At 47.0% G+C, this 20,583-nt stretch carries 15 protein-coding genes; 14 read left to right on the top strand and 1 reads right to left on the bottom strand.

Translation table 11 applies throughout. From position 1 onward, the window contains the following. Window positions 1-241 precede the first annotated feature (241 nt). The 14 genes from AC1HDJ_RS06160 (at window position 242) to brxL (ending at window position 20,168) form a co-directional block, all read left to right on the top strand. On the top strand, window positions 242-841 hold the full coding sequence (locus tag AC1HDJ_RS06160) for a DUF1819 family protein (protein WP_479534228.1): 600 nt from the start codon (window positions 242-244) through the stop codon (window positions 839-841). Beyond that, window positions 838-1,452 (top strand): DUF1788 domain-containing protein, encoded by a 615-nt coding sequence (locus tag AC1HDJ_RS06165; protein WP_479534230.1) that lies wholly within the window; start codon window positions 838-840, stop codon window positions 1,450-1,452. Before AC1HDJ_RS06160 ends, AC1HDJ_RS06165 begins: the two co-directional genes overlap by 4 nt. Before the next feature lie 167 nt (window positions 1,453-1,619). Next, complete coding sequence (gene brxC, locus AC1HDJ_RS06170; protein ID WP_479534232.1) at window positions 1,620-5,327, top strand: BREX system P-loop protein BrxC; 3,708 nt, start codon at window positions 1,620-1,622, stop codon at window positions 5,325-5,327. Window positions 5,328-5,428: 101 nt separating this feature from the next. Further along, entirely contained in the window at window positions 5,429-6,661 is a 1,233-nt protein-coding gene (locus AC1HDJ_RS06175; RefSeq protein WP_479534234.1) for an AAA family ATPase, read from the top strand. Window positions 6,662-6,667: 6 nt separating this feature from the next. Continuing rightward, window positions 6,668-7,426 (top strand): hypothetical protein, encoded by a 759-nt coding sequence (locus tag AC1HDJ_RS06180; protein WP_479537631.1) that lies wholly within the window; start codon window positions 6,668-6,670, stop codon window positions 7,424-7,426. A gap of 67 nt (window positions 7,427-7,493) precedes the next feature. Next, complete coding sequence (pglX, locus tag AC1HDJ_RS06185) at window positions 7,494-9,452, top strand: BREX-1 system adenine-specific DNA-methyltransferase PglX (protein WP_479534238.1); 1,959 nt, start codon at window positions 7,494-7,496, stop codon at window positions 9,450-9,452. Window positions 9,453-9,454: 2 nt separating this feature from the next. Further along, window positions 9,455-9,634: a hypothetical protein gene (locus AC1HDJ_RS06190; protein ID WP_479534240.1), complete on the top strand. Its 180-nt coding sequence runs from the start codon at window positions 9,455-9,457 to the stop codon at window positions 9,632-9,634. A gap of 126 nt (window positions 9,635-9,760) precedes the next feature. Further along, window positions 9,761-11,131: an AAA family ATPase gene (locus AC1HDJ_RS06195; RefSeq protein ID WP_479534242.1), complete on the top strand. Its 1,371-nt coding sequence runs from the start codon at window positions 9,761-9,763 to the stop codon at window positions 11,129-11,131. Continuing rightward, window positions 11,118-11,753: a retron system putative HNH endonuclease gene (locus AC1HDJ_RS06200; protein ID WP_479534245.1), complete on the top strand. Its 636-nt coding sequence runs from the start codon at window positions 11,118-11,120 to the stop codon at window positions 11,751-11,753. The genes AC1HDJ_RS06195 and AC1HDJ_RS06200 overlap by 14 nt, the downstream gene beginning before the upstream one ends. 15 nt (window positions 11,754-11,768) lie before the next feature. Beyond that, window positions 11,769-13,565 (top strand): BREX-1 system adenine-specific DNA-methyltransferase PglX, encoded by a 1,797-nt coding sequence (gene pglX / locus AC1HDJ_RS06205; protein ID WP_479534247.1) that lies wholly within the window; start codon window positions 11,769-11,771, stop codon window positions 13,563-13,565. 130 nt (window positions 13,566-13,695) lie between these two features. Continuing rightward, on the top strand, window positions 13,696-14,757 hold the full coding sequence (locus AC1HDJ_RS06210; RefSeq protein WP_479534249.1) for an AAA family ATPase: 1,062 nt from the start codon (window positions 13,696-13,698) through the stop codon (window positions 14,755-14,757). Next, complete coding sequence (locus AC1HDJ_RS06215) at window positions 14,754-15,128, top strand: hypothetical protein (protein ID WP_479534251.1); 375 nt, start codon at window positions 14,754-14,756, stop codon at window positions 15,126-15,128. Before AC1HDJ_RS06210 ends, AC1HDJ_RS06215 begins: the two co-directional genes overlap by 4 nt. 17 nt (window positions 15,129-15,145) lie before the next feature. Beyond that, a complete protein-coding gene (gene pglZ, locus AC1HDJ_RS06220; protein ID WP_479534253.1) occupies window positions 15,146-17,803 on the top strand; it encodes a BREX-1 system phosphatase PglZ type A in 2,658 nt (885 codons plus the stop codon). A gap of 304 nt (window positions 17,804-18,107) precedes the next feature. After that, entirely contained in the window at window positions 18,108-20,168 is a 2,061-nt protein-coding gene (gene brxL, locus AC1HDJ_RS06225) for a protease Lon-related BREX system protein BrxL (protein ID WP_479537024.1), read from the top strand. 126 nt (window positions 20,169-20,294) lie between these two features. Here the strand turns inward: brxL and AC1HDJ_RS06230 are convergent, their stop codons facing one another. After that, a complete protein-coding gene (locus tag AC1HDJ_RS06230) occupies window positions 20,295-20,579 on the bottom strand; it encodes a DUF4113 domain-containing protein (protein WP_479534255.1) in 285 nt (94 codons plus the stop codon). Window positions 20,580-20,583 lie beyond the last annotated feature (4 nt).

Raw genomic sequence — 20,583 nt, forward strand, 5'->3', positions numbered from 1 at the left:
TTCTCAAACCGGCTGACCTGCTTCTGAATTGCGCCGCGAACATGGAATCAGATCCGTGATCTTTTACAAGAAGTGCTCCAAATTCAGTGGCATAGAGACTTCTTTAATGACGCACCTCAAAGGGCTCTAGGTGTCACATTTGATAGGGTGATAGCCCGATGCACTTGTCTAAAGGCAAGTCGGCCTGTTTCGCGTATGATAATGGTGTCTTACAACCCATTTATTGAAACAGAGAGTAGTTATGACGGCCAAAGCGTATCTGGGCGACATCATCGGTGGCAGTATCATGTTGCGTGAGAGCAGAGTGGTTGCAGAGCTGCTGCTACAGCATCCAGATAACGATCTTTGGAATGATGCCATTGTTAACGAGAATGCATTACAAAAAACATCAGTGCATAGTGCTAAGCGAATGTCATCAACCTTGCGCAAAAGACTTGAGCCTATGGGTGAGGATTTTTGGGCCGTATTACTGCAGGTTTCTGATGCGCTAGCGAATCAGATGTTACTGCTGGCAACGATATGTCAATCGCCTGTTCTAGGGGATTTTATGACAACCGTAGTTGCTGATGCTCGGCGTATGTATCGTGAATCACTGAGTGTTGATGATTGGTATGATTTTATTCTGTCACGGCAACGTATCATTGATGGTCTCGAACAGTATTCAGAGAGTTCCATTCAAAAAATGGGAAATAACGTATTTAAGATTTTGGCGGATGTAGGTTACCTAGAGTCAGGGCGGTCAAGAAAGCTGAAAAATGTATACCTATTGCCGGAAATGAGAGAGTGGTCTACGCGCCTAGGGTGCTTCAAGGCTTATGACGCTATGGAGTCAGCGCGATGAGTGCACGGTGGGATAGTGAGGCTCAGCTTAAAACACGTTTGGAGCAGGTAGCTGCACGTTTGCAACGCGATAGCTTTTTGAATAACCAAGAGTTGGGTGGCGAGATTGGATTCTATATTTTTGATTATCCACCCCAGTTTGAGTTGGTTGTGCGTGAATATCTAGAATCGAGTCTTTTTCAGGTACGCAAACAAGGATTACGTTTTCTACACCTGAACTTGTTCGAAGAATTACTCGATTTGTTACAGGAGCGAAAGCTGCTGGATAAAGCCTTTGAGCTGGAGCTAAAAAAAGGTACTGAGGAGTTAGCCAAGGCGCTGAAAGGGCCGCTAGAACAAGGACGAGTGGCGAAGCATCTGATGTCTAAAATTCATCCGGCTAATCCGCAATTCGTGCTTTTGTCTGGTCTTGGCCAGTGTTGGCCACTACTTCGAGGCCATAGTTTGCTCAATGCCCTTCACGCGCATATGGGCGCAATTCCTCTGGTTCTATTTTATCCAGGGCGCTACAACGGTCTTGAGCTGTATCCTTTTGATCTAGACCGCGCTGAAGTGGCCACTGCAAATTATTACAGAGCTTTTCAATTAGTACCTCATGGTTCGAAATACTAAGGGGCAGAATTTACCAAGCCCAAGATAAGCGAATCAGCCAGAGTAAGGTGAGGGCTGTCTACGCCCTATTTTTGTCTCTCAGTGCTGGGTGCCTTACGGCGCTATAACGCAAATTACTAAGCAGCCACGAGAAACGGTAACAGTTATCAATAAACACGGGATCATCGATGCAAATCAAAGAGCTATTTACCAAAAAACTGGATCGTCCAATCAATGGTGTGGTGAAAGCCGAACAATTGGATGAACAAATTATCTGGACTGAGCTGGATGAGTATGTGGTGACCCGTGAACTTGACCGTCACCTGCGCCACTTTTTCGAAACTTATCTACCAGGCGTAACTCATCCCGATGATCCGAGTGTAGCTGGGAAGATTGGCATCTGGGTTTCCGGCTATTTTGGTTCAGGTAAATCACATTTTATTAAAATTCTTTCTTATCTGCTGAGTAACCAAAAAGCGGTTCATGGTGAGCAGATCAAAACAGCTATTGATTTCTTCAAAGAAAAGATCAGTGACAACCTACTTTATAGCGATATTCACGCGGCGGTGAATCGCCAAACTGAAGTGATCCTTTTTAATATCGATAGCCGTGCCGATACTGAGGATAAAGAAGATGCAATCCTCAAGGTATTCCTGCGCGTATTTAACGAACGCCTCGGTTTTTGCGCCGATCATCCTCATATTGCTCACCTTGAGCGGGAGCTTGATGCACGCAATCAATACCAAACCTTTAAGAACAAATTTGCAGAGTTAACGAATTCTACGTGGGAAGATGAGCGAGATGCGTATGGCTTTTGCAGAGATGAAATGGCACAAGCGTGGGCTCATGCCACCGGACAATCCGCTGACTCCTCCGTACAAAGCATGGAAAACCTCGAATCCATGTTTACTCTCGATATTAGTAACTTCTGCAAGTGGGTGCGTGAGTATTTAGATCGCACTGCTCAAGAAAATGGGGGAGAAGGTAAACACATCGTCTTTTTAGTGGATGAAGTGGGTCAGTTTATCGGCAATAACACCCAAATGATGTTAAAGCTGCAAACTATCACTGAAAACCTAGGAACTGCATGCGGTGGACGCGCTTGGGTCATTGTGACTTCACAAGAAGATATTGATGCGGTGCTAGGCGATCTTAGCGCGAAAAAAGGGCAAGATTTTTCCAAAATCCAAGGGCGCTTTCATACCCGTATCTCCCTCTCTTCATCTAATACCAATGAAGTGATTCAAAAGCGTTTGCTTCAGAAAACAGAGAGCGCGAAAGACGAGTTAGACGAGTTATTTATTCAAAAGGGCGATATTTTACGTAACCAGTTAGCCTTTGATGCAACCACTACCGCTGAACTAGCTAATTACCGCGATAACGTTGAGTTCGTCGATCACTATCCATTTATTCCTTACCAGTATTTGCTGGTGCAGAAAGTGTTTGAGGCAATCCGTAAAGTAGGGGCAACCGGTAAGAGCCTTTCTCGTGGTGAACGTTCTTTGCTAGATGCATTCCAGAATGCAGCACGCCAGCAAATGAATAAAGGGGTCGGTGTATTAGTACCGTTCTATGCTTTTTATCCAGCCATTGAGTCATTTTTAGATACTAACGTAAAACGTATTTTTGAGCAGGCCGCAGAGAAGCAGAGCCTTGATCCTTACGATATCAATATTCTCAAATCACTGTTTTTAATTCGTTATGTCGATTTAGTTAAATCAACGCTGGATAACCTAGTAACCCTATCAATTGATGAGATTGATACCGATAAGGTTGCCCTTAAAAAGCGGATTGAAGCTAGCTTACATCGCCTAGAAAACCAACTTCTTATTGCCAGAAATGGTGATGAATATGTCTTCTTGACCAATGAAGAGAAAGAAGTTGAGCAAGAGATTAAGCACACTCAGGTTGAGAGTACAGAGACTACGCGTGTACTGTCGAAAATCCTCTTTGACGAGGTAATGGGCGGACGCCGTCAGTATCGCTATTCGGTTAACAAGCAAGACTACCCAGTCACTCGTTTTTGTAACGGTCATCCTTATGATGGCAGCGTACAAACGGATCTGGTGCTCAAAGTTATATCGCCTCTGGATGCTAATTTTGACGGCTATAACGATCAGGGTTGCAAAGCCTTGAGCTTGGAAGGTCAAGGTAGTGTCGTGATCCGTTTACCGGATGAAAAACGGCTGTGGGATGAGTTTGATACGTGGCTTAAAACCGATAAATTCCTCGCTAACAACCGTAGCCAACGGCCAGAGCAAGAGAAGTTATTGGCTGAGAAAGCAATGGAAAATACTCAGCGCCGCAACCGCCTAAAATCGCTGTTTGAGGAGTTGGTTAAGCAAGCGCAGATTTTTGCCATTGGTAATGAGCTGCAAATTAAGTCAGCTAGCGTAATAAACATGCTGGATGATGCTTATAGCTATGTTATTGAGAACTCATTCCAGAAGCTCAGTTTACTCAAGAGCTGTGGTGCGAATCCGAAGCAAGAGCTGCATGCTGTGATCACGACGGATGATGTGGCACAGTTCAATATGCATCTTGGTGAAAAAGATCCGAATAGCAAAGCTAAACAAGAAATTGAGTTTTATCTCAACATATCTGAAGAAGCCAACAAGCCGGTTTACCTTAAAGAATTACTTGAGCGCTTCAGTTCGCGTCCGTATGGCTGGAACCGTGATGAAGTGATGTTGCAAGTGGCGCACTTGGTTTTGTTGGGTAAGGCGGCTCTGTCTACTCCGAACGGTGATTTGCCGCTTAATCGTAGCTATGAGCAATTCAACTCAGTGCGAAGCCATACCAGTTTGCGTATTCGCCGAGTTCGCCAGCATAGCGAGCAGCAAATAGTGAAGGCTGCGCGTCTGGCTAAAGATATTTTCCAAAAACCGTTTGATAGCAGCGAAAAAGAGTTAGCAAGCAAACTGCAAAGTGAGCTCAAAGAATGGCAGCGCTTACTCAATGAATTTGCCTTCAAAGCAAAGCAGAGTCATTGTCCAGGGCAAGCGGTGGTGGAAAATGGCAAACGGCTGGTGGCGGGTTTATTAGAGCTTGGCAATAACAGCTATGCCTTAATTGAGACACTTTGCGCACAAAGTAATGAGTGGCTCGATTTTGCAGAAGATTTTGAAGAGGTCGAAGAGTTTTATACTCGCCAGTTTGATACGTGGTTGCAACTACAACGAGCGCTGAATGAGCAGTTTCGTGCTAACCGCCGTGCGCTTGAGCAAGAGCAGGATGCCGCAGCACTATTTACGCAGTTACAAGCCATTCATGATGATAAAAAGCCATATGCCAAATTGCGTAATGTTGGCTCGCTAGTAGAACAACTGAGCGCAATTAACCAACGCTTAGTCGAGCAGCAGCGCGTATTAAGCTTGCATGCGATTGAGCAAATTCAGTTGGCAATACAGCCAACAATCAGTGATTTACCGGCTAATCTGCAAAACCAAGCTATGCGGCCTTTTGTATTGCTTAAAGAGCGGGTTGCGTCCAGCGTCTCGTTGCATGAGTTGGTCAGCTTAGTTAAAGAAGCGGATGACGAAGAAGACAAAGTGATTGAGCTTATCAACCGTTTTAGTGCTGAACAGCACGCGGAAGCTGATCGTATAGAAGCTGAACGAGCAGAAGCAGCTAAAAAAGCCGCAGCAACAGCAGCGACAGAGGTTCAGGAGCCACCAGCGGGTTTGAATAGCGGTACTGCTGCGTACACGGTAGATAAACCTCCAGTTAGCGTAAAACCCGTGCTCAAGCCGATTGAGCTGGTTTCACCGACAGAACTGCTTGGTGATAGCCATCTGTTTATTGAAACAGATCAGGATATCGAGGCCTATTTGAGCAAGCTACGTAATCGTCTGCAGCAGGCCATTAATAACGGTAAGCGAGTGCGGATTAAGTAATAACGAACATCCTCTCCTCCTGTTTATGTTTATGTTTATGTTTATGTCTGTGACGTGGACGTGAGGAGAGGTGATTGAACAATCAAAAAAAGGAGCAGCATATGCTGACCCGTTTTGAAATAGACAACTTTAAATCCCTAGTCGGTTTTAGCCTGCCGCTTGCTCGCTTTAACTGCCTAATTGGACTCAACGGGGCCGGTAAAACCACCGTTCTACAAGCGCTCGATTTTGCTGCTCATGTGATGAGTGGTGAAGTGCAACAGTGGCTTGATGCTAGAGGCTGGTCGGCCACCGATCTCACCAGCCGGTTGGCAAATGGCAAATCCAATATTGAACTGGCGCTGGAGCTGAATATTGATGGCGTGCCGCTTCGCTGGGAAGCGACCTTCAACCGCTCACGGCTGGCTTGTACTCGCGAGTCAATTGAGGCACTTGGTTACCCCGTTGAGCATTTGTTAACAAAAGAGTTGACGCTGCAGCAACCCCTGTTTGTGTTGCGGGGGGGTAAGTATCGGTTAGCCACCATTCAGCAAAACCAGCCACAGGAAAATCAATGGCAAGATATTCCCTTTACCTATCAGGGGTCACTGCTCTCTCAGCTCAAAGACAATCAGCTCTCACCCTTGCTGCGTGAACTGCGCGAACGTATTAAGGCAATCCGTTCTCTCGATTTGCTTTCGCCGGAGCAGTTGCGGCGTAAAACACGCCTTGCAGATTTAGCCGATGATATCGGTAGCGGTGGTCAGCAGCTAGGTGCTTTTATTCACAAATTGAAAGCGGATGAACGTAATCAGTTGCTTCAAAACTTGCAACGTTATTATCCACAAGTGACCAAAATTCATACCAGCATATTGCGCGGTGGCGCGGTAAAGCTAGAGCTACATGAGCGTTATAACGCTCATGCGAGTGGAACTGATGACATGATCACCGAGGCGCGTCATCTCAATGATGGTATGTTGCGCCTGCTGGCTATTTTAGCCCAGCAATTTAGCCCTTATCAGTTTGTGTTATTTGATGAAGTTGAGAATGGCGTTAATCCAGAGATCACCGAAGCACTGGTAGATGCGCTGGTTCACTCACCCAAGCAATTGTTGGTCACGACTCACAGCCCGCTAGTGCTTAATTACTTGGAAGATGACATTGCACGTCAAAGTGTATTGCTGATTTACAAACGGCCAGATGGTGTCAGTCGTGCTATTCGCTTGTTTGATGTGCCAATGGCGGCAGAGCGGTTAGAGTGTCTTTCCCCTGGGGAGTCGATGCTGGATCTGTCTCTGGCTAGAGTCGCAGAGGCAGCCGAGTTGATGGCGATATCTCCCCTCAAGGAGGAATAACCATTGTTGCATACATTACTCGTTTTCGGTGAAGGTCCGACAGATATGGGCCGTAGCCGTAACGCTCAAGCCTATGCCTATGGCGACGATCTTGAAGTTGGTCCGATGTTACGATTGGCTCATCGGCTGGTAATTCGCCATTTACCTGATTGGAATACAGCCCAATTTGACGAGCAACAAGATCACGCGATCCCCTCGGTACTGGTGGCCAAGGCCGAGATGGCAACGAAGACCCGAGTTGCTAAGTTCAAATTGCTCAGTAAAAAGACCAAGCAAGGTTATCTCATTCATAGCAAGCGAGCAGCAGTATTAGGTGAGCTAGCGCAACAAACGGGTGCTGCCACAGAGGCCCAACTGGCGATCTATTTTCATGACACAGATGGCACTAATAGTGATCCTCATGATCCGTTCGACCTCGTGCAGGCTATAAACGAAGGCTTTCGAGCTGCAGGCTTTGCTGAACGCGGAATCGCGATGGTGCCGCAGCCTACATCTGAGGCTTGGTTTATTTGCTCGTGTAAACCCGATGCCTATCAGCATTGTGCTCAGCTTGAAACCCAGCTATCCGGTAATGATCGCTCACCTATGCGAGCTCCGAAAGCGGTGTTGGGGCAACATTTGGGGAATCCTGATTATCATCGCGGCGATCTCTTACCGGTTGTTAATACCATCGAACTAGATAGGTTGGATATGCCGACCTTTAACCAGTTTCGCGATGATGTAAAACAGCGGATCCGCAATTTATGTGGGGCAGTTAGTGACTAAGCACGTTACCCACTAACGCCCATTACCCACTAACGCCCATAAAACGAATAAAAATGATGAGAACAAGATGAACACCAACAACCTAAAAAAAGTGGCACCTCGGGCGCGTAGCGCCTTTATCAAAGCCATGATTGCCCGTGCCGGAGAATTCGGTATCACCGCCAAGGGAATCAGTGCCCCTAGCGTGAGTGGTGATGTACTGCAAGTCGCGGGTTTTATGCATCCGGCGCGTTTTGCTCCAGCCATTAACCGCCTGCAAGAGCGGGTAACAAGTCTGGGGTTTGCTCAGCTGATTGAGCAAATGGCTTACACGTGGTTTAACCGTTTTTGCGCCATTCGTTTTATGGAGCTTAAAAGCGAAGAGAGCTACCTTGAGCATGGTGTGCGTTTGCTTTCACATCCAACGCAGCCACTGGGTTTTGAAGTGCTCGATCGCGCCCCTGAAGTGATTGAATCATTGATCAGTGAAGGGATTAATCTAAATAAACCGGCTCTGCTTGATCTCATGCTGGCGGGTAACGAGCAAGAAGCGCTCTTCCGTGAGCTGTTGCTTGGTCAGTGCCACCGCCTGCATCAGGCGATGCCTTTTCTGTTTGAAGCCATTGATGATGAAACCGAGCTATTACTGCCTACTGGCTTGACCCGTACCGATGCGTTTTGGCGTGAGCTGGTGGATGAAATTCCTGAGCAGGATTGGGCGCAGGTCGAAGTCATAGGCTGGCTATATCAGTTTTATATCAGTGAAAGGAAAGGTGAGGTTATCGGCAAGGTTGTAAAATCTGAGGATATTCCGGCAGCAACTCAGCTTTTTACCCCGAACTGGATTGTGCAGTATTTGGTACAAAACTCATTGGGCCGCTATTGGCTGCAAACGTACCCTGAATCAAGCCTTGCCGCAGAGATGCCTTACTACGTGGCGACCGGTGAACAACCGGCAGAAGTATTGGCGCAGTTAGCCCAGTTAACACCAAATAGCATTGAGCCTGAGTCTATCAAGGTGCTTGATCCCGCTTGCGGCTCAGGCCATATTCTGGTGGAAGCCTATAACATTCTCTATCGTATTTACGAAGAGCGTGGCTACCGTAGCCGTGAGATCCCGCAGCTGATCCTCACCCACAACCTTTATGGCCTCGATATTGATGATCGTGCTGCTCAACTGGCAGGTTTTGCGTTGCTGATGCGCGCGCGCCAAGATGACCGTCGTCTTTTCTCTCGCGAACTAAGCCTCAACATCTACGCCCTGCAAGAGAGCCGTTCGCTCAATATACCCAAGCTGTGGCAGGCACTGAACTTGAATGCCGATTGGAATAGAGGCCAAGTGCAAGACTTATTTGCTAGCGAAGAGGTTGCCAGCTCGCCGAATACGATAGCGGCTAATGATTCGCGCTTAGGCCTGCTGAATGATTTGCATCAGCGCTTTCTATCGGCCAAAACGTTGGGCTCGTTGATTGAGGTACCTGCTGAGCACGCAACCGCAATTGATGAGTTGGCGGCTACTTTGCACAGCTTAAGCCTTAACGGTGATACCCAACAAAAACCTGCAGCTCGTACACTGCTACCGCTGCTCAAGCAAGCTAGCGTACTCGCCAAACGTTATGATGCGGTGATTGCCAACCCGCCTTATATGGGGAGCAAGTTCCATATACCGGTGGTGAAAGATTATTTGAAGGCTAACTTTAAGGGCTATGACAAAGACCTGTTCTCTGCCTTTATCGTGCGCAATCTGGATTTAGCCAAGCCACGTGGTCAGCTTGGTTTTATGACGCCGTTTGTGTGGATGTTTATTTCAAGTTACGAAGAGCTTCGAAATTACATCATCAACAAGAAAACTATCACCTCGCTGATCCAATTGGAATACTCTGGCTTTGATGGTGCAACGGTGCCCATCTGTACCTTTACCCTTGAGAATGCTCACAACCCGAACTTCAAAGGCGGTTATGTGCGGTTGTCAGATTTCCGAGGTGCAGATCAGCAGGGGCCACGCGCCTTGGAAATCATTCAGGCTGCCAATGCGGTTGGAAAGTAATATTGGGAAAATATGCCGTAGTCCGCTTCAGTGGCGAGGCTGTATCCACTACAGCCTTTGTATTGGCGCAAACCCATTTACCAACCTATCAAGGTGCTTATTTCAGGCTGGTGGATGGGGGCTCTGAAGCGGAAAAGGCGGCGATGTTTAGTGCCGCACTGGCTGTTGCTGAGTGCGAGTAGAGTAGGAGAGCACACTGGCAATAGCCAGTTGCCAACTTCATGTTCATACTCACAAATTTGTGCCAGATAAACCGCCAAGCTGCGCTATTCTCAAAAACAAATTAACCCAATAATTAGGCAAAAAATATGCAAATCACATCCTTTCGCCTCACGCATTTGGGGCGTTTTAAAGAAATAGAAGCTGAATTGGCACCCAGCCAAACGGCACATGGTAATACAACTGTGTTTATTGGCAACAATGGTGCGGGGAAAACCTCGATCCTCAAAGCCTTGGCGACCACCTTAAGCTGGTTTGTTGCTCGCCTGCGCAGTGAAAAAGGCAGCGGTAGCCCAATTCCTGAAGAGGTGATTTTAAATGGCCAAAGCTCGGCCATGATTGATATCACCATTCTTGATGGACAAGCTGTTCAAAGTAATCCAGAGGCCGATATCAGCAATAATGTTTATCACTGGTCATTAACCAAAACACAAAAAGGAAAAAAGGCTAAGTTTCACTCTAGCCTATCAGATGCCAGCCGTTTAGCGGATATTTACCGTACTGCAGTTACTGAAAAAGAACAAACTAGCCTGCCGTTAATCGCCTATTATCCAGTTGAGCGTGCTGTTTTAGATATCCCGCTGAAAATTAAAGAAAAAAATAATTTCCTGCAGATTGATGGCTATGACAATGCTTTAAACCAAGGCGTCGATTTTAGACGTTTTTTTGAGTGGTTTCGTGATCGAGAAGATGCCGAAAATGAATCTGGCTTACCGCAAGATGTGCTGGATAAATTGCTCGCCACTGTGGATGAAAATAACCAAGTTTGGTCACAACTGCAAAACATGATGGCGTCTTCGCGTGATAGGCAACTTAGCGCAGTGCGCAGTGCCATCAGCCATTTTATGCCGGGGTTCTCGAATTTAAGAGTGCGCCGTAAACCGCGCTTACACATGTCGATAGATAAAGAGGGGCAAGCACTCAATGTGCAACAACTCTCCCAAGGGGAAAAATCCCTGATGGCGTTAGTGGGGGATATTGCGCGTCGTTTAGCCATGATGAACCCAGCATTGGCCAACCCACTGCATGGTGATGGCATTATTCTGATTGATGAAGTGGATATGCACCTGCACCCCACGTGGCAGCGCAACATCATTGCACGCTTAACCAGCACCTTTCCAAACTGCCAATTTATTTTAACCACGCATTCCCCTTTAGTGATAAGCGATTGCAAGGCGGTGTTGGTTTATGCGTTAGAGGATGGCGAAATAAAGCCAGTTCCTTCGCAATACGGCGAAGATGCTAACAGTGTTTTGCTCAATGTGATGGATACCGATATTCGCAATGCCGATGTTAATGAGCAGCTTCATACACTGCGCGATTTAATTGAAGATGGCGAGATTGACCACGCGCAAATGCTGTTAAGTAAACTCACCACCGAGCTGCCAGCGCATCATCTAGAGCTTGCTAAATGCAACCTGCTGTTACGCAAGGAGGCATTGCGTCGTGCGAAAAATTGATAAGGGCAATGAGCCGGATAGCTTGATTTTGTTTAAAAGACGCGTGGCCAATGCGCGTTATCAGGATTTATCCAAGCTTGAACGAGAAGATATTCGCCATGCCTGTAGCCAAGAACAATTTTATCTTTGTGCGTATTGCAACCAAGAAATTTCTGGCAGCAATGCTGACACCATGAATGAGCATGTTGAGGCGCAAGATATTGCGCCAAACCGGACACTGGATTTCACCAATATTGTCGCCAGTTGTACACGGTCTAAACAGTGTGATGCCGCTCACGGCTCGCAAGTTTTACTGCTCACGCCACTCATGCCTGAATGTGAAACGGAATTGCGCTTTCGCTTGAGTGGCCGTGTGCAAGGGCTAACACCGCGTGCTCAACAGAGCATTAAAGTGCTTAATCTGGGTGATAGTGAGAAAAACAACAAAGCACTGATTGAAGCCCGCAAACAACTGATTGATAGCCTTATCTGGCAACACTATGGTGATACACCTGATCATTTAGCGTTAGAGGAAGACAGTGAATTACTCCATATGTTGGCAGATGACTTGCTGACACCTCAACAGGGTAAATTAGCACCTTTTGCACCCGTACTCGCTAACATCTTAAAACACCGTATTTAGAACATGAGGTGGCCCATGAGCCAACAAGAAAATAATAACATGCAACAACACTTTTACCGCGCCTCGGCCGCGGATTTTGGCAAGATCCCGGGGAGCCCCGTGGCGTATTGGGTGGGTGAAGAATTAAGAGAGTCTTTTCTTCAAAATGAGAGCTTGGGATCGTTAGGTGAAGCACGTTTAGGTATGGCCACAGGTAACAACGACTTACATATAAGGCGTTGGCATGAAGTGTCATATAAGAAAGTAGGAATCGGCTTTCTTGACCGTAATTCGGCTAAAGCGTCTTCCATGAAATGGTTCCCTTATAATAAGGGGGGGCAGTTTAGACGATGGTATGGAAATAATGAGTTTTTTGTGAACTGGGAGAATGATGGTGAGATTATTCAAACTATGCTTCATCCTTCTGGCACCAGAGTTTGGGGACATAATTTCAATCTTGATTACATTTTCAAGCCTTGCTTAACTTTTACCGCGACTAGCTCATCATATTTTGGAGTTAGATATTCATTTGAAGGGTTTCTATTCGACAACAAAGGGTCATCTTACTTCACGAGTCCTGACTTACTATTTCCAGTCCTGGGATTTTTAGCTTCGAAACCAGCAAGCTGTCTTTTAAGGGCGATTAACCCAACGATTGAGTTTCAACCAGGTAATATCTCTATTCTTCCATTCACAAAAAACTCCTTGACAGATAAAGCTGGTGGAGCAGTAAAAAACATTGTTGATTTGTCAAAATTGGATTGGGATGCTTATGAGACCTCTTGGGACTTTAAGTGTGCTCCTTTGTTAACTGAAGCCTCGAAGCTTTGCGCAATAAAAACATGTTATTCGAAACTGGTGTCTGCCTGGAACGATACTATTGTAGAAATGCAGCGACTAGAAGAAGAAAACAACCGCCTGTTTATAGAGGTCTATAGCCTGCAGGATGAACTGACGCCCGAGGTGCCTCTATCCGAAATCACCCTGACCTGCAACCCGCACTACCGCTATGGCGGCAATCTGACCGATGACGAGCGCGAGGCGCGCTTGCAGTCTGACACCATCTGCGAGCTGATTTCCTACGCCATCGGCTGCATGATGGGGCGCTATTCGCTGGATCGTGAAGGGCTGGTGTACGCCCATGCCGGTAATGAAGGCTTTAAAACGCTGGTGGAGGAAGGGGCCTATGCCACCTTTGCTGCCGATGAGGATGGCATCTTGCCACTGAGTGCAGAGAGCTGGTTTGCTGATGATGTAGCGGCACGCTTTGAAGCCTTTGTGCGCACTGTTTGGGGTGCTGAGCAGTTTGAGGAAAACCTGCAATTTATTGCCGATAGTCTGTGCCTATATGCCATCAAACCGGTGAAAAAAGGCGGTGAAACCTCCCGTGAAACCTTACGCCGTTATCTCACCACGCAATTCTACAAAGATCACCTCAAAACCTACAAAAAACGCCCAATTTACTGGCTGTTTAGCTCTGGTAAAGAGAAGGCCTTTGAGTGTCTGGTTTACCTGCACCGCTATAACGAAGCCACCTTACCACGGATGCGTACTGAATACGTGACGCCACTGCTTGGCCAAATAGCCAGCCGCATTGAGCGCAAACGCATGGAGCAAACAGAAGCGAGCACCAGTGATGCTAAGCGCATTAGCAAAGAGATCGACAGCCTCACCAAGCAGCTCGCCGAGCTGCGTGCGTTTGATGATCAGCTGAAACACCACGCTGATATGCGTATCAGCCTCGATTTGGATGATGGCGTTAAGGTTAACTACGGCAAATTCGGCACGTTACTGAGTGATGTAAAAGCCATCAGCGGTGATAAAGGTGAGTGATGTATTGATGTTCAGGCGTCAGCAAGTTGTCGCCTGAACACATGATGTAAGCTCGAGTACCTAAAAGCTGTACAGATACGGGAGCCTAAACCGGTTAGAATAGTGCTTCGGATTTTGGAGAAAATAGCCTATGCATATCACTCATCTTTACCTGAATGGCGTTGGCCCTTTGGTGCAATCACCCATCGAACTAAAAGATCACTGGCGAGGTGGGGCACATTCACAGGTGTTGTTTACCGGTCCGAATGGTTGTGGCAAATCAACGGTATTACGCGCGATCGCCATGCTGTGGGAGGCCGCAGGCTGGTGGATTGATCAGCAAAAAGCATTACCACAAAATCATGTTGCGAGGGCTTGGCTACAGTGGTGGGAAGGCATCATAATCATCTTTGATCAACTCGCACCTTTTACCCATCAGCCAGTGGGTTTGTTATTTGGTAATGCAGAGTGGATAGGCAGTGTGAAAGCGGCACACCCGAATTTGGCATGGATAGGGGAAACTGTTGCCAAAACTGGAAAGCCGGGTAAGCCCAAGCGAGAGTTGCAGCTTCCTGCAGACGATTGGATGCATGTGCTGACAGCAGAGCGTCGTCGAATGTTGCTGAGTTACGATAAAGTGGATGTTCCGAACATCATCTATCTTGATGCGGAAGAGCGGCGTTGGGTAAATCCAAAACGCAATGTAGGATCACCGGAGCCAGACTTGTTGAGTCAGCGTTGGCTGACTCGTTATCTTGTCAATGATGATTGGAAAGGGCAGTTAGAGCCCTCATTGATTGCCCTTAAAACCACCCAGTTGCATAAATTCCATGAGGTGCTGCGTAATCTGAACCTATTTTTGCAAGGCAAAGAGATTGAGTCGGATATCGCTCCCGGTGAAAACCGTCTGAGTGTCAAGATTAAGGGGCAGCGCGGCGTGCGCCACTCACTCGACGAACTGAGTGCCGGTGAGCATCAGGTATTGATTCTTGTTTATCTCATTAGCCGCTGGTTACAACCCGGTGGGATTGTGTTGATTGATGAGCCTGATCTCTATCTACATCCTTCATTGGTCAGTGGCCTGCTCGCCAATCTCGAACGACTGGTGGCTGGTAAGCAAGGCCAATTGATCCTAACTTCCCACAGTATTGATATTTGGCAGCGTTATGAACAGCAAGGGCTGCGTATTGAATTGCAGGGAGCGTGGGCATGAGCTGGCTGGATAACAAACAGAAAGATATCAAACAGCAATATGTTGGCGCTACGGGCAAGAGAGTTTTGCTGGTTGAAGGGCCTGATGATGTTCATGCTTTCAGTGCATGGTTGGGGAAAATAGATGCGAGCTGGGAAAACCGCTGGGCCGTGGCAGAGGCAGGGAAGAAAGCGAGTGTATTGGAACTGCTGACGCGTGAGCCTAATTGGGTCGGCGTTGTAGATCGTGATGAATGGTCTGCCGAGGTGATTGCTGATAAACAACAAGCACTCCCAAATCTATGGGTTCTCCCTCGTTTTTGTTTGGAAAATTATCTGTGTGATCCGGCAGATCTTTCCCCTCTTTGGCAAAAAATGGGTTTGCAGCATTAAATTCTTGAGATGTATTGATGGATATCACTCAACTACAAAACGGTCTAAATAAGAAGTTTCAGCAAAGCCGGATTGTCTTTTGGCATGATCCCGAGCAGAGCTTTATGACCCAAGTGGCAGAGCTGGCTGCGTTGCCTGCCGATGTAAATACCGGATTAAACCGAGACGGCCAGCCCGTAACAGTACTCAACATGGTTGAACACTCTCAGTTGCAAGTAAGGCGGCGAATTGAGATTGAGGAGCCAGCCAAGCCTTTTTTGTTGTACTGGCCAAGTCCAGAGCCTGCAGCAGCGAAAGATTGGCTGCTTGATATGCGCCGTTACAGCACAACGTTTTATGCCGATGCCGCCTCGATTCTGCTCAATGAGTTGGGGCTCTCCAATATGGCGTTACGGGATTACATCGCCTCGCGCAGCAGTTTCTTTGCTAACAAAGAGCGTACCGTTGCGTTGAAACGTCGCTTAGATGGGCGTAGCGGCGTTGAAGATGCACTTTCGCTCGACTTGAAAATGATTAGCGTATTGCTGGGGTGTCATGCCCAGCTGGCGGACGTGGTCAGAGAATTAGGTGCTTGCGTTGTTGATGATGATAACCAACTCGAAGAGGCATTAGCTCCGCTAGCGCAATATGAGTTACTGCCAAGCCTTTGGTTACTGTTAGATAGGGATTATGGCTATCAGGTAGCTGAAGATAATACGCCATCGTTGCGGGAGTTTATTCGTAAGCTCTTTGTCAGTGAAAGTTATGAATTGCTTGACGTGACCAAACCAGACCAGCGACCAAACTGGTTGCAATCACAGCTATTGGTGACGCCGACAGGCCGCGCCAATGCCATGGCATTGCTGGCAGGGTGGCGTGACTCACTGCAACACCGAGGTGCATTTGCCAAGTTATCACTGGCGGTGGCAGCACAGCTCGAATTGCCAAATCGGCTTAATGGGCTCTCTACTGAAGAGATTTTACATTGGGCGGAAGTGACTAGTTTTGAAGCCATTGAACAGGCGTTGATTCGTGAGCTGGTGGCAGGATTGGTAGACGGCGATCTTAGTTTGAGCCGCAGCGAATTTAGCTTACTGATTTCGCGCCGTCGCCAAGCATTTTGGTCTGGGTTTGAACCCAAATATATGCACCTCTATCAAGCGTTGATGCATGCTGAGAACTTATTAGAGCAGCGTAGAAACTATCCCGATGGTTTTCACTTTGCATCGGCGCAAAGTATGTACCAAGCCTATGAGACTGAACTGTACCAGTTTGATGCGGCCTATCGCCTTTTTAATGAGTCATTACTGCACTTACAAGGGCAGGCTGTTGAGGTATTGGCGGTGTTGGCTGATAAGCTCGAAGATCTCTATGTTAACTGGTATCTCTATCAGCTGGGCTTGGCTTGGGATGGTCTGCTGGCAAAAGAGCAGGTGCTAACGCATTGGAATTTAGGCGTTCCAGCGCAAGCCAACTTTTATAACGATGTTGTACGCAAGCGATTTGCGCAAGCTGGAGTCAAACGGCAGTTTGTGATTATCAGTGATGCACTACGGTATGAAGTAGCTCACGAACTGCAGGGGCAAATTAACGAGGCTAAACGCTTTGCTGCCAAACTCGGCAGTCAGCTTGGCGTGTTACCAAGCTACACTCAATTAGGCATGGCTGCTTTATTACCCCACCAGCACATTGATTATGCGCAAGGGAGTGCAACCGTATTGGTCGATGGCCAGAGCAGTGCTGGATTAGATAATCGCAGTGCTATTCTGGCAAAAGTGGGTGGTATTGCTATTTCAGCCAAATCACTACAAGGCTGGACTCGCGCTCAAGCTAACGAGGCCATTGGCGACGCTCGGGTGGTCTATGTCTATCATGATGTTATTGATGCTATTGGAGACAAACAAGCCACCGAGCTACAAACCTTCTCGGCGGTGCGTCAGGCAATTGACGAGCTCAATAATCTGGTGAGCAAAATCATTAATGGGTTTGGTGTTACTCGGGTGGTAGTTACAGCAGATCACGGGTTCTTGTTTCAGCGAGTAGCTCCAGAAAATGGGGTTAAAGCCCAGCTGCAGGCAGAGCCTTCGGGCACTCTTGAGGCAAAAAAACGTTATTTAGTTGGGCGGCAGTTACCTGCAAATGAAGACGTTTGGCAGGGTCGTATCAATAATTCAGTTGGAGGCACTTCCGATGTGGGCTTCTGGCTGCCAAAAGGGGTGAGCCGTTTCCACTTTGTTGGCGGTGCACGTTTTGTACATGGCGGTGCTATGTTGCAAGAGATTTGTGTGCCGGTGCTTGAGGTGCAAGAGTTGCGTGGTAAAAAACAGGCGCAACACGAGAAGACCAAGGTTAATATCGTTCCAACTTACCAACCGATCAAACTGGTTAACGCTATCGACAAAATTCGCTTCTTACAAACGGATGTTGTGGATGAGCGCCATAAACCACGAACAGTTCGTTTTGTCGTTATGGATGTTAATGAACAAGCGGTATCCGCGATTGAAAAACTCTGTTTTGATGCCACGTCGAGTGTTCTTGAGCAGCGCCAACAGGATGTTCGTTTGAAACTGACCGGTTCTGATTTTGATCGCAAGGCACAATACCAATTGCTGCTGCAAGATGATGACGATGGTATCGAACTGGCTCGATATCCGATAACCATTGATCTAGCTATTCAGAATGACTTTGGTTTTTAACGTTACTAGATAGAATTGCTGCTTTGTCAGAGGCCTGTTTTAGTGACGTTGTTTAGTTTGCAGAACTTGATAAATGAAATAAGGCATAGTATTGAGCTATGCCTTGGAGTGACTCCTGATGCCATACGATGAAATGAGTGCTACTGAAGGTGAATATGTGGGAAAAGACAGACCAGATGAGCCGCTAGCACCCGTGACTCATATCACCAATAACGTGCTGATACAGCAGATGGATGTGTACCCAGGTTTTAGTCAAAATGATGAAGAAAACAGAGCCGAGTACACTCAGATTTCAGACCATTCGATGACGGCTGGACAAGATGAGTTGGCCCAGTGTGCCAGCTTAGATCTGGATGCGCGCCTGAACCGCTATTTCAAAGGCAAGGTAGTACGTAAAGACCTGACTAAACAGCTCAAGGAAGGCGCGAATGTGCCAGTTTATGTGCTGGAGTATTTGCTTGGCATGTATTGCGCTTCGGATGATGACGAGGTTGTACGTGAAGGGCTCGAAAACGTTAAGAAAATCTTGGCTGAAAACTATGTGCGCCCAGATGAAGCGGAGAAAGTTAAGTCGCTGATACGTGAGCGAGGTAGCTTTAAGGTCATTGACAAGGTTGGGGTAAAGCTTAATCAGAAAAAAGATGTTTACGAGGCACAATTATCTAATCTTGGCATCAAAGATGCGGTGATCCCTGCCAATATCGTTAAGCAAAACGAGAAACTGCTCACGGGTGGGATCTGGTGCATTATTACGCTTAATTACTTCTATGAGGAAGGACAGAAGATCTCGCCTTTCTCAGTTTTTACCTTAAAACCTATCCAGATGCCCTCAATGGATATGGATGAGCTATTTGCTGCCCGTGCGAATTTCAATACAGATCAGTGGCTGGATGTGATTATTCGCTCCATCGGTATGGAGCCGACCAACCTGAAGCAGCGAGTTAAGTGGCATTTGTTGACACGGATGATCCCGTTTGTTGAAAACAACTATAACGTCTGTGAATTAGGGCCGCGAGGCACGGGTAAGAGTCATGTTTACAAGGAGTGTTCTCCGAACTCTTTGTTGGTCTCGGGTGGACAAACAACAGTAGCGAATCTGTTTTACAACATGAGCTCTCGCCAAGTAGGTTTGGTCGGCATGTGGGATGTTGTAGCCTTTGATGAGGTTGCAGGTATTACCTTTAAGGACAAAGACGGCGTGCAGATCATGAAGGATTACATGGCGTCAGGGTCTTTTTCCCGAGGCCGTGATTCAATAGAGGCGAAAGCTTCAATGGTCTTTGTCGGTAATATTAACCAGAGCGTTGAAACTTTGGTAAAAACGAGTCATTTGTTGGCACCGTTTCCTGAGGCGATGATTGACACCGCCTTCTTTGACCGCTTCCATGCTTATATCCCAGGCTGGGATATTCCCAAGATGCGGCCTGAGTTTTTTACCAACAGCTATGGCTTGATCACAGATTATTTGGCCGAGTATATGCGTGAGATGCGTAAGCGCAGTTTCTCCGATGCCATAGATCGCTACTTCAAGCTGGGTAATAACTTAAACCAGCGAGATGTGATAGCTGTACGCCGTACGGTATCTGGATTACTGAAATTACTTCATCCCCATGGAGTGTTTGATAAAGAAGATGTCCGCCGTTGTCTAACTTATGCGTTGGAACTGCGTCGGCGAATCAAAGAACAGCTCAAGAAACTTGGTGGTATGGAGTTTTTTGATGTGCATTTTAGTTATCTCGATAACCAGACGTTGGAGGAGTTCTTTGTTAATGTTCCTGAGCAAGGTGGGAGCCAGTTAATCCCTGAAGGGTTAGGTAAACCCGGCGTTGTTCATATGGTGACTAAAGGTGGTACTGGTCAGTTCGGGTTGTACCGCTTCGAAACCCAAATGACGTCAGGTAATGGCAAGCATTCAACATCAGGGCTTGGCTCTAATACGCCAGCGAAAGAGGCTATTCGGGTTGGTTTTGATTATTTCAAAGGTAATCTTAATCGGATCAGTGCGACGGCTAAGTTCTCTGAACATGAATATCATCTACATGTGGTTGAACTACACAATTCAGGGCCGAGTACTAAAACTAGCTTGGCCGCTTTAATTGCGTTTTGCTCAATCTTGATGGGAAAACCAGTTCAGGAGCAGATGGTAGTGTTAGGTGATATGACCCTAGGCGGCGTAGTCAACCCAGTTGAAGATTTAGCCGGTAGTTTGCAATTGGCGATGGACAGTGGTGGTAAACGCGTATTGTTACCGATGGCATCAGCATCAGATATACCAACAGTACCGGCAGAGATTTTTTCAAAATTTCAAATCAGCTTCTATGCTGATCCTGTTGATGCTGTATATAAAGCGCTTGGGGTGAACTAATATACCACTACATCTACAGTAACAGAGCTCGCAGGTTATTTTCCCGTATACTCGAAAGAGTGTTAGATAGCGGTGGCTTTTTGGGCTCACAATTACTGTTGTATGGTTAATGCGTGAATCTTGTCTTTACCTCACCACCAAAATATCCGCCAACGACGTGGTATAGCGCGGGCTCAGATGCTCGCGCTTCATCATCCATTCAGAGGTATCGGTGCCTCTCGAGGCAAAATGAATCTTTCCTCGATGGCTGTGGTTAATGCGGTCGATGACCTGCATTAATGCTTCGCTGCGCTGGTGGCATTGTGGGCGGGTGAATAGTTCGCCTCTGAGTATTTTACAATACACTGATTCGCAGCCTATAGCGTGTTTTCTGTTGGGCCCCGTGTTGGGCCCGAAGCCTGAAGTAGGCATTTAT

Source organism: Plesiomonas sp. ISS29 (genome assembly GCF_056522795.1).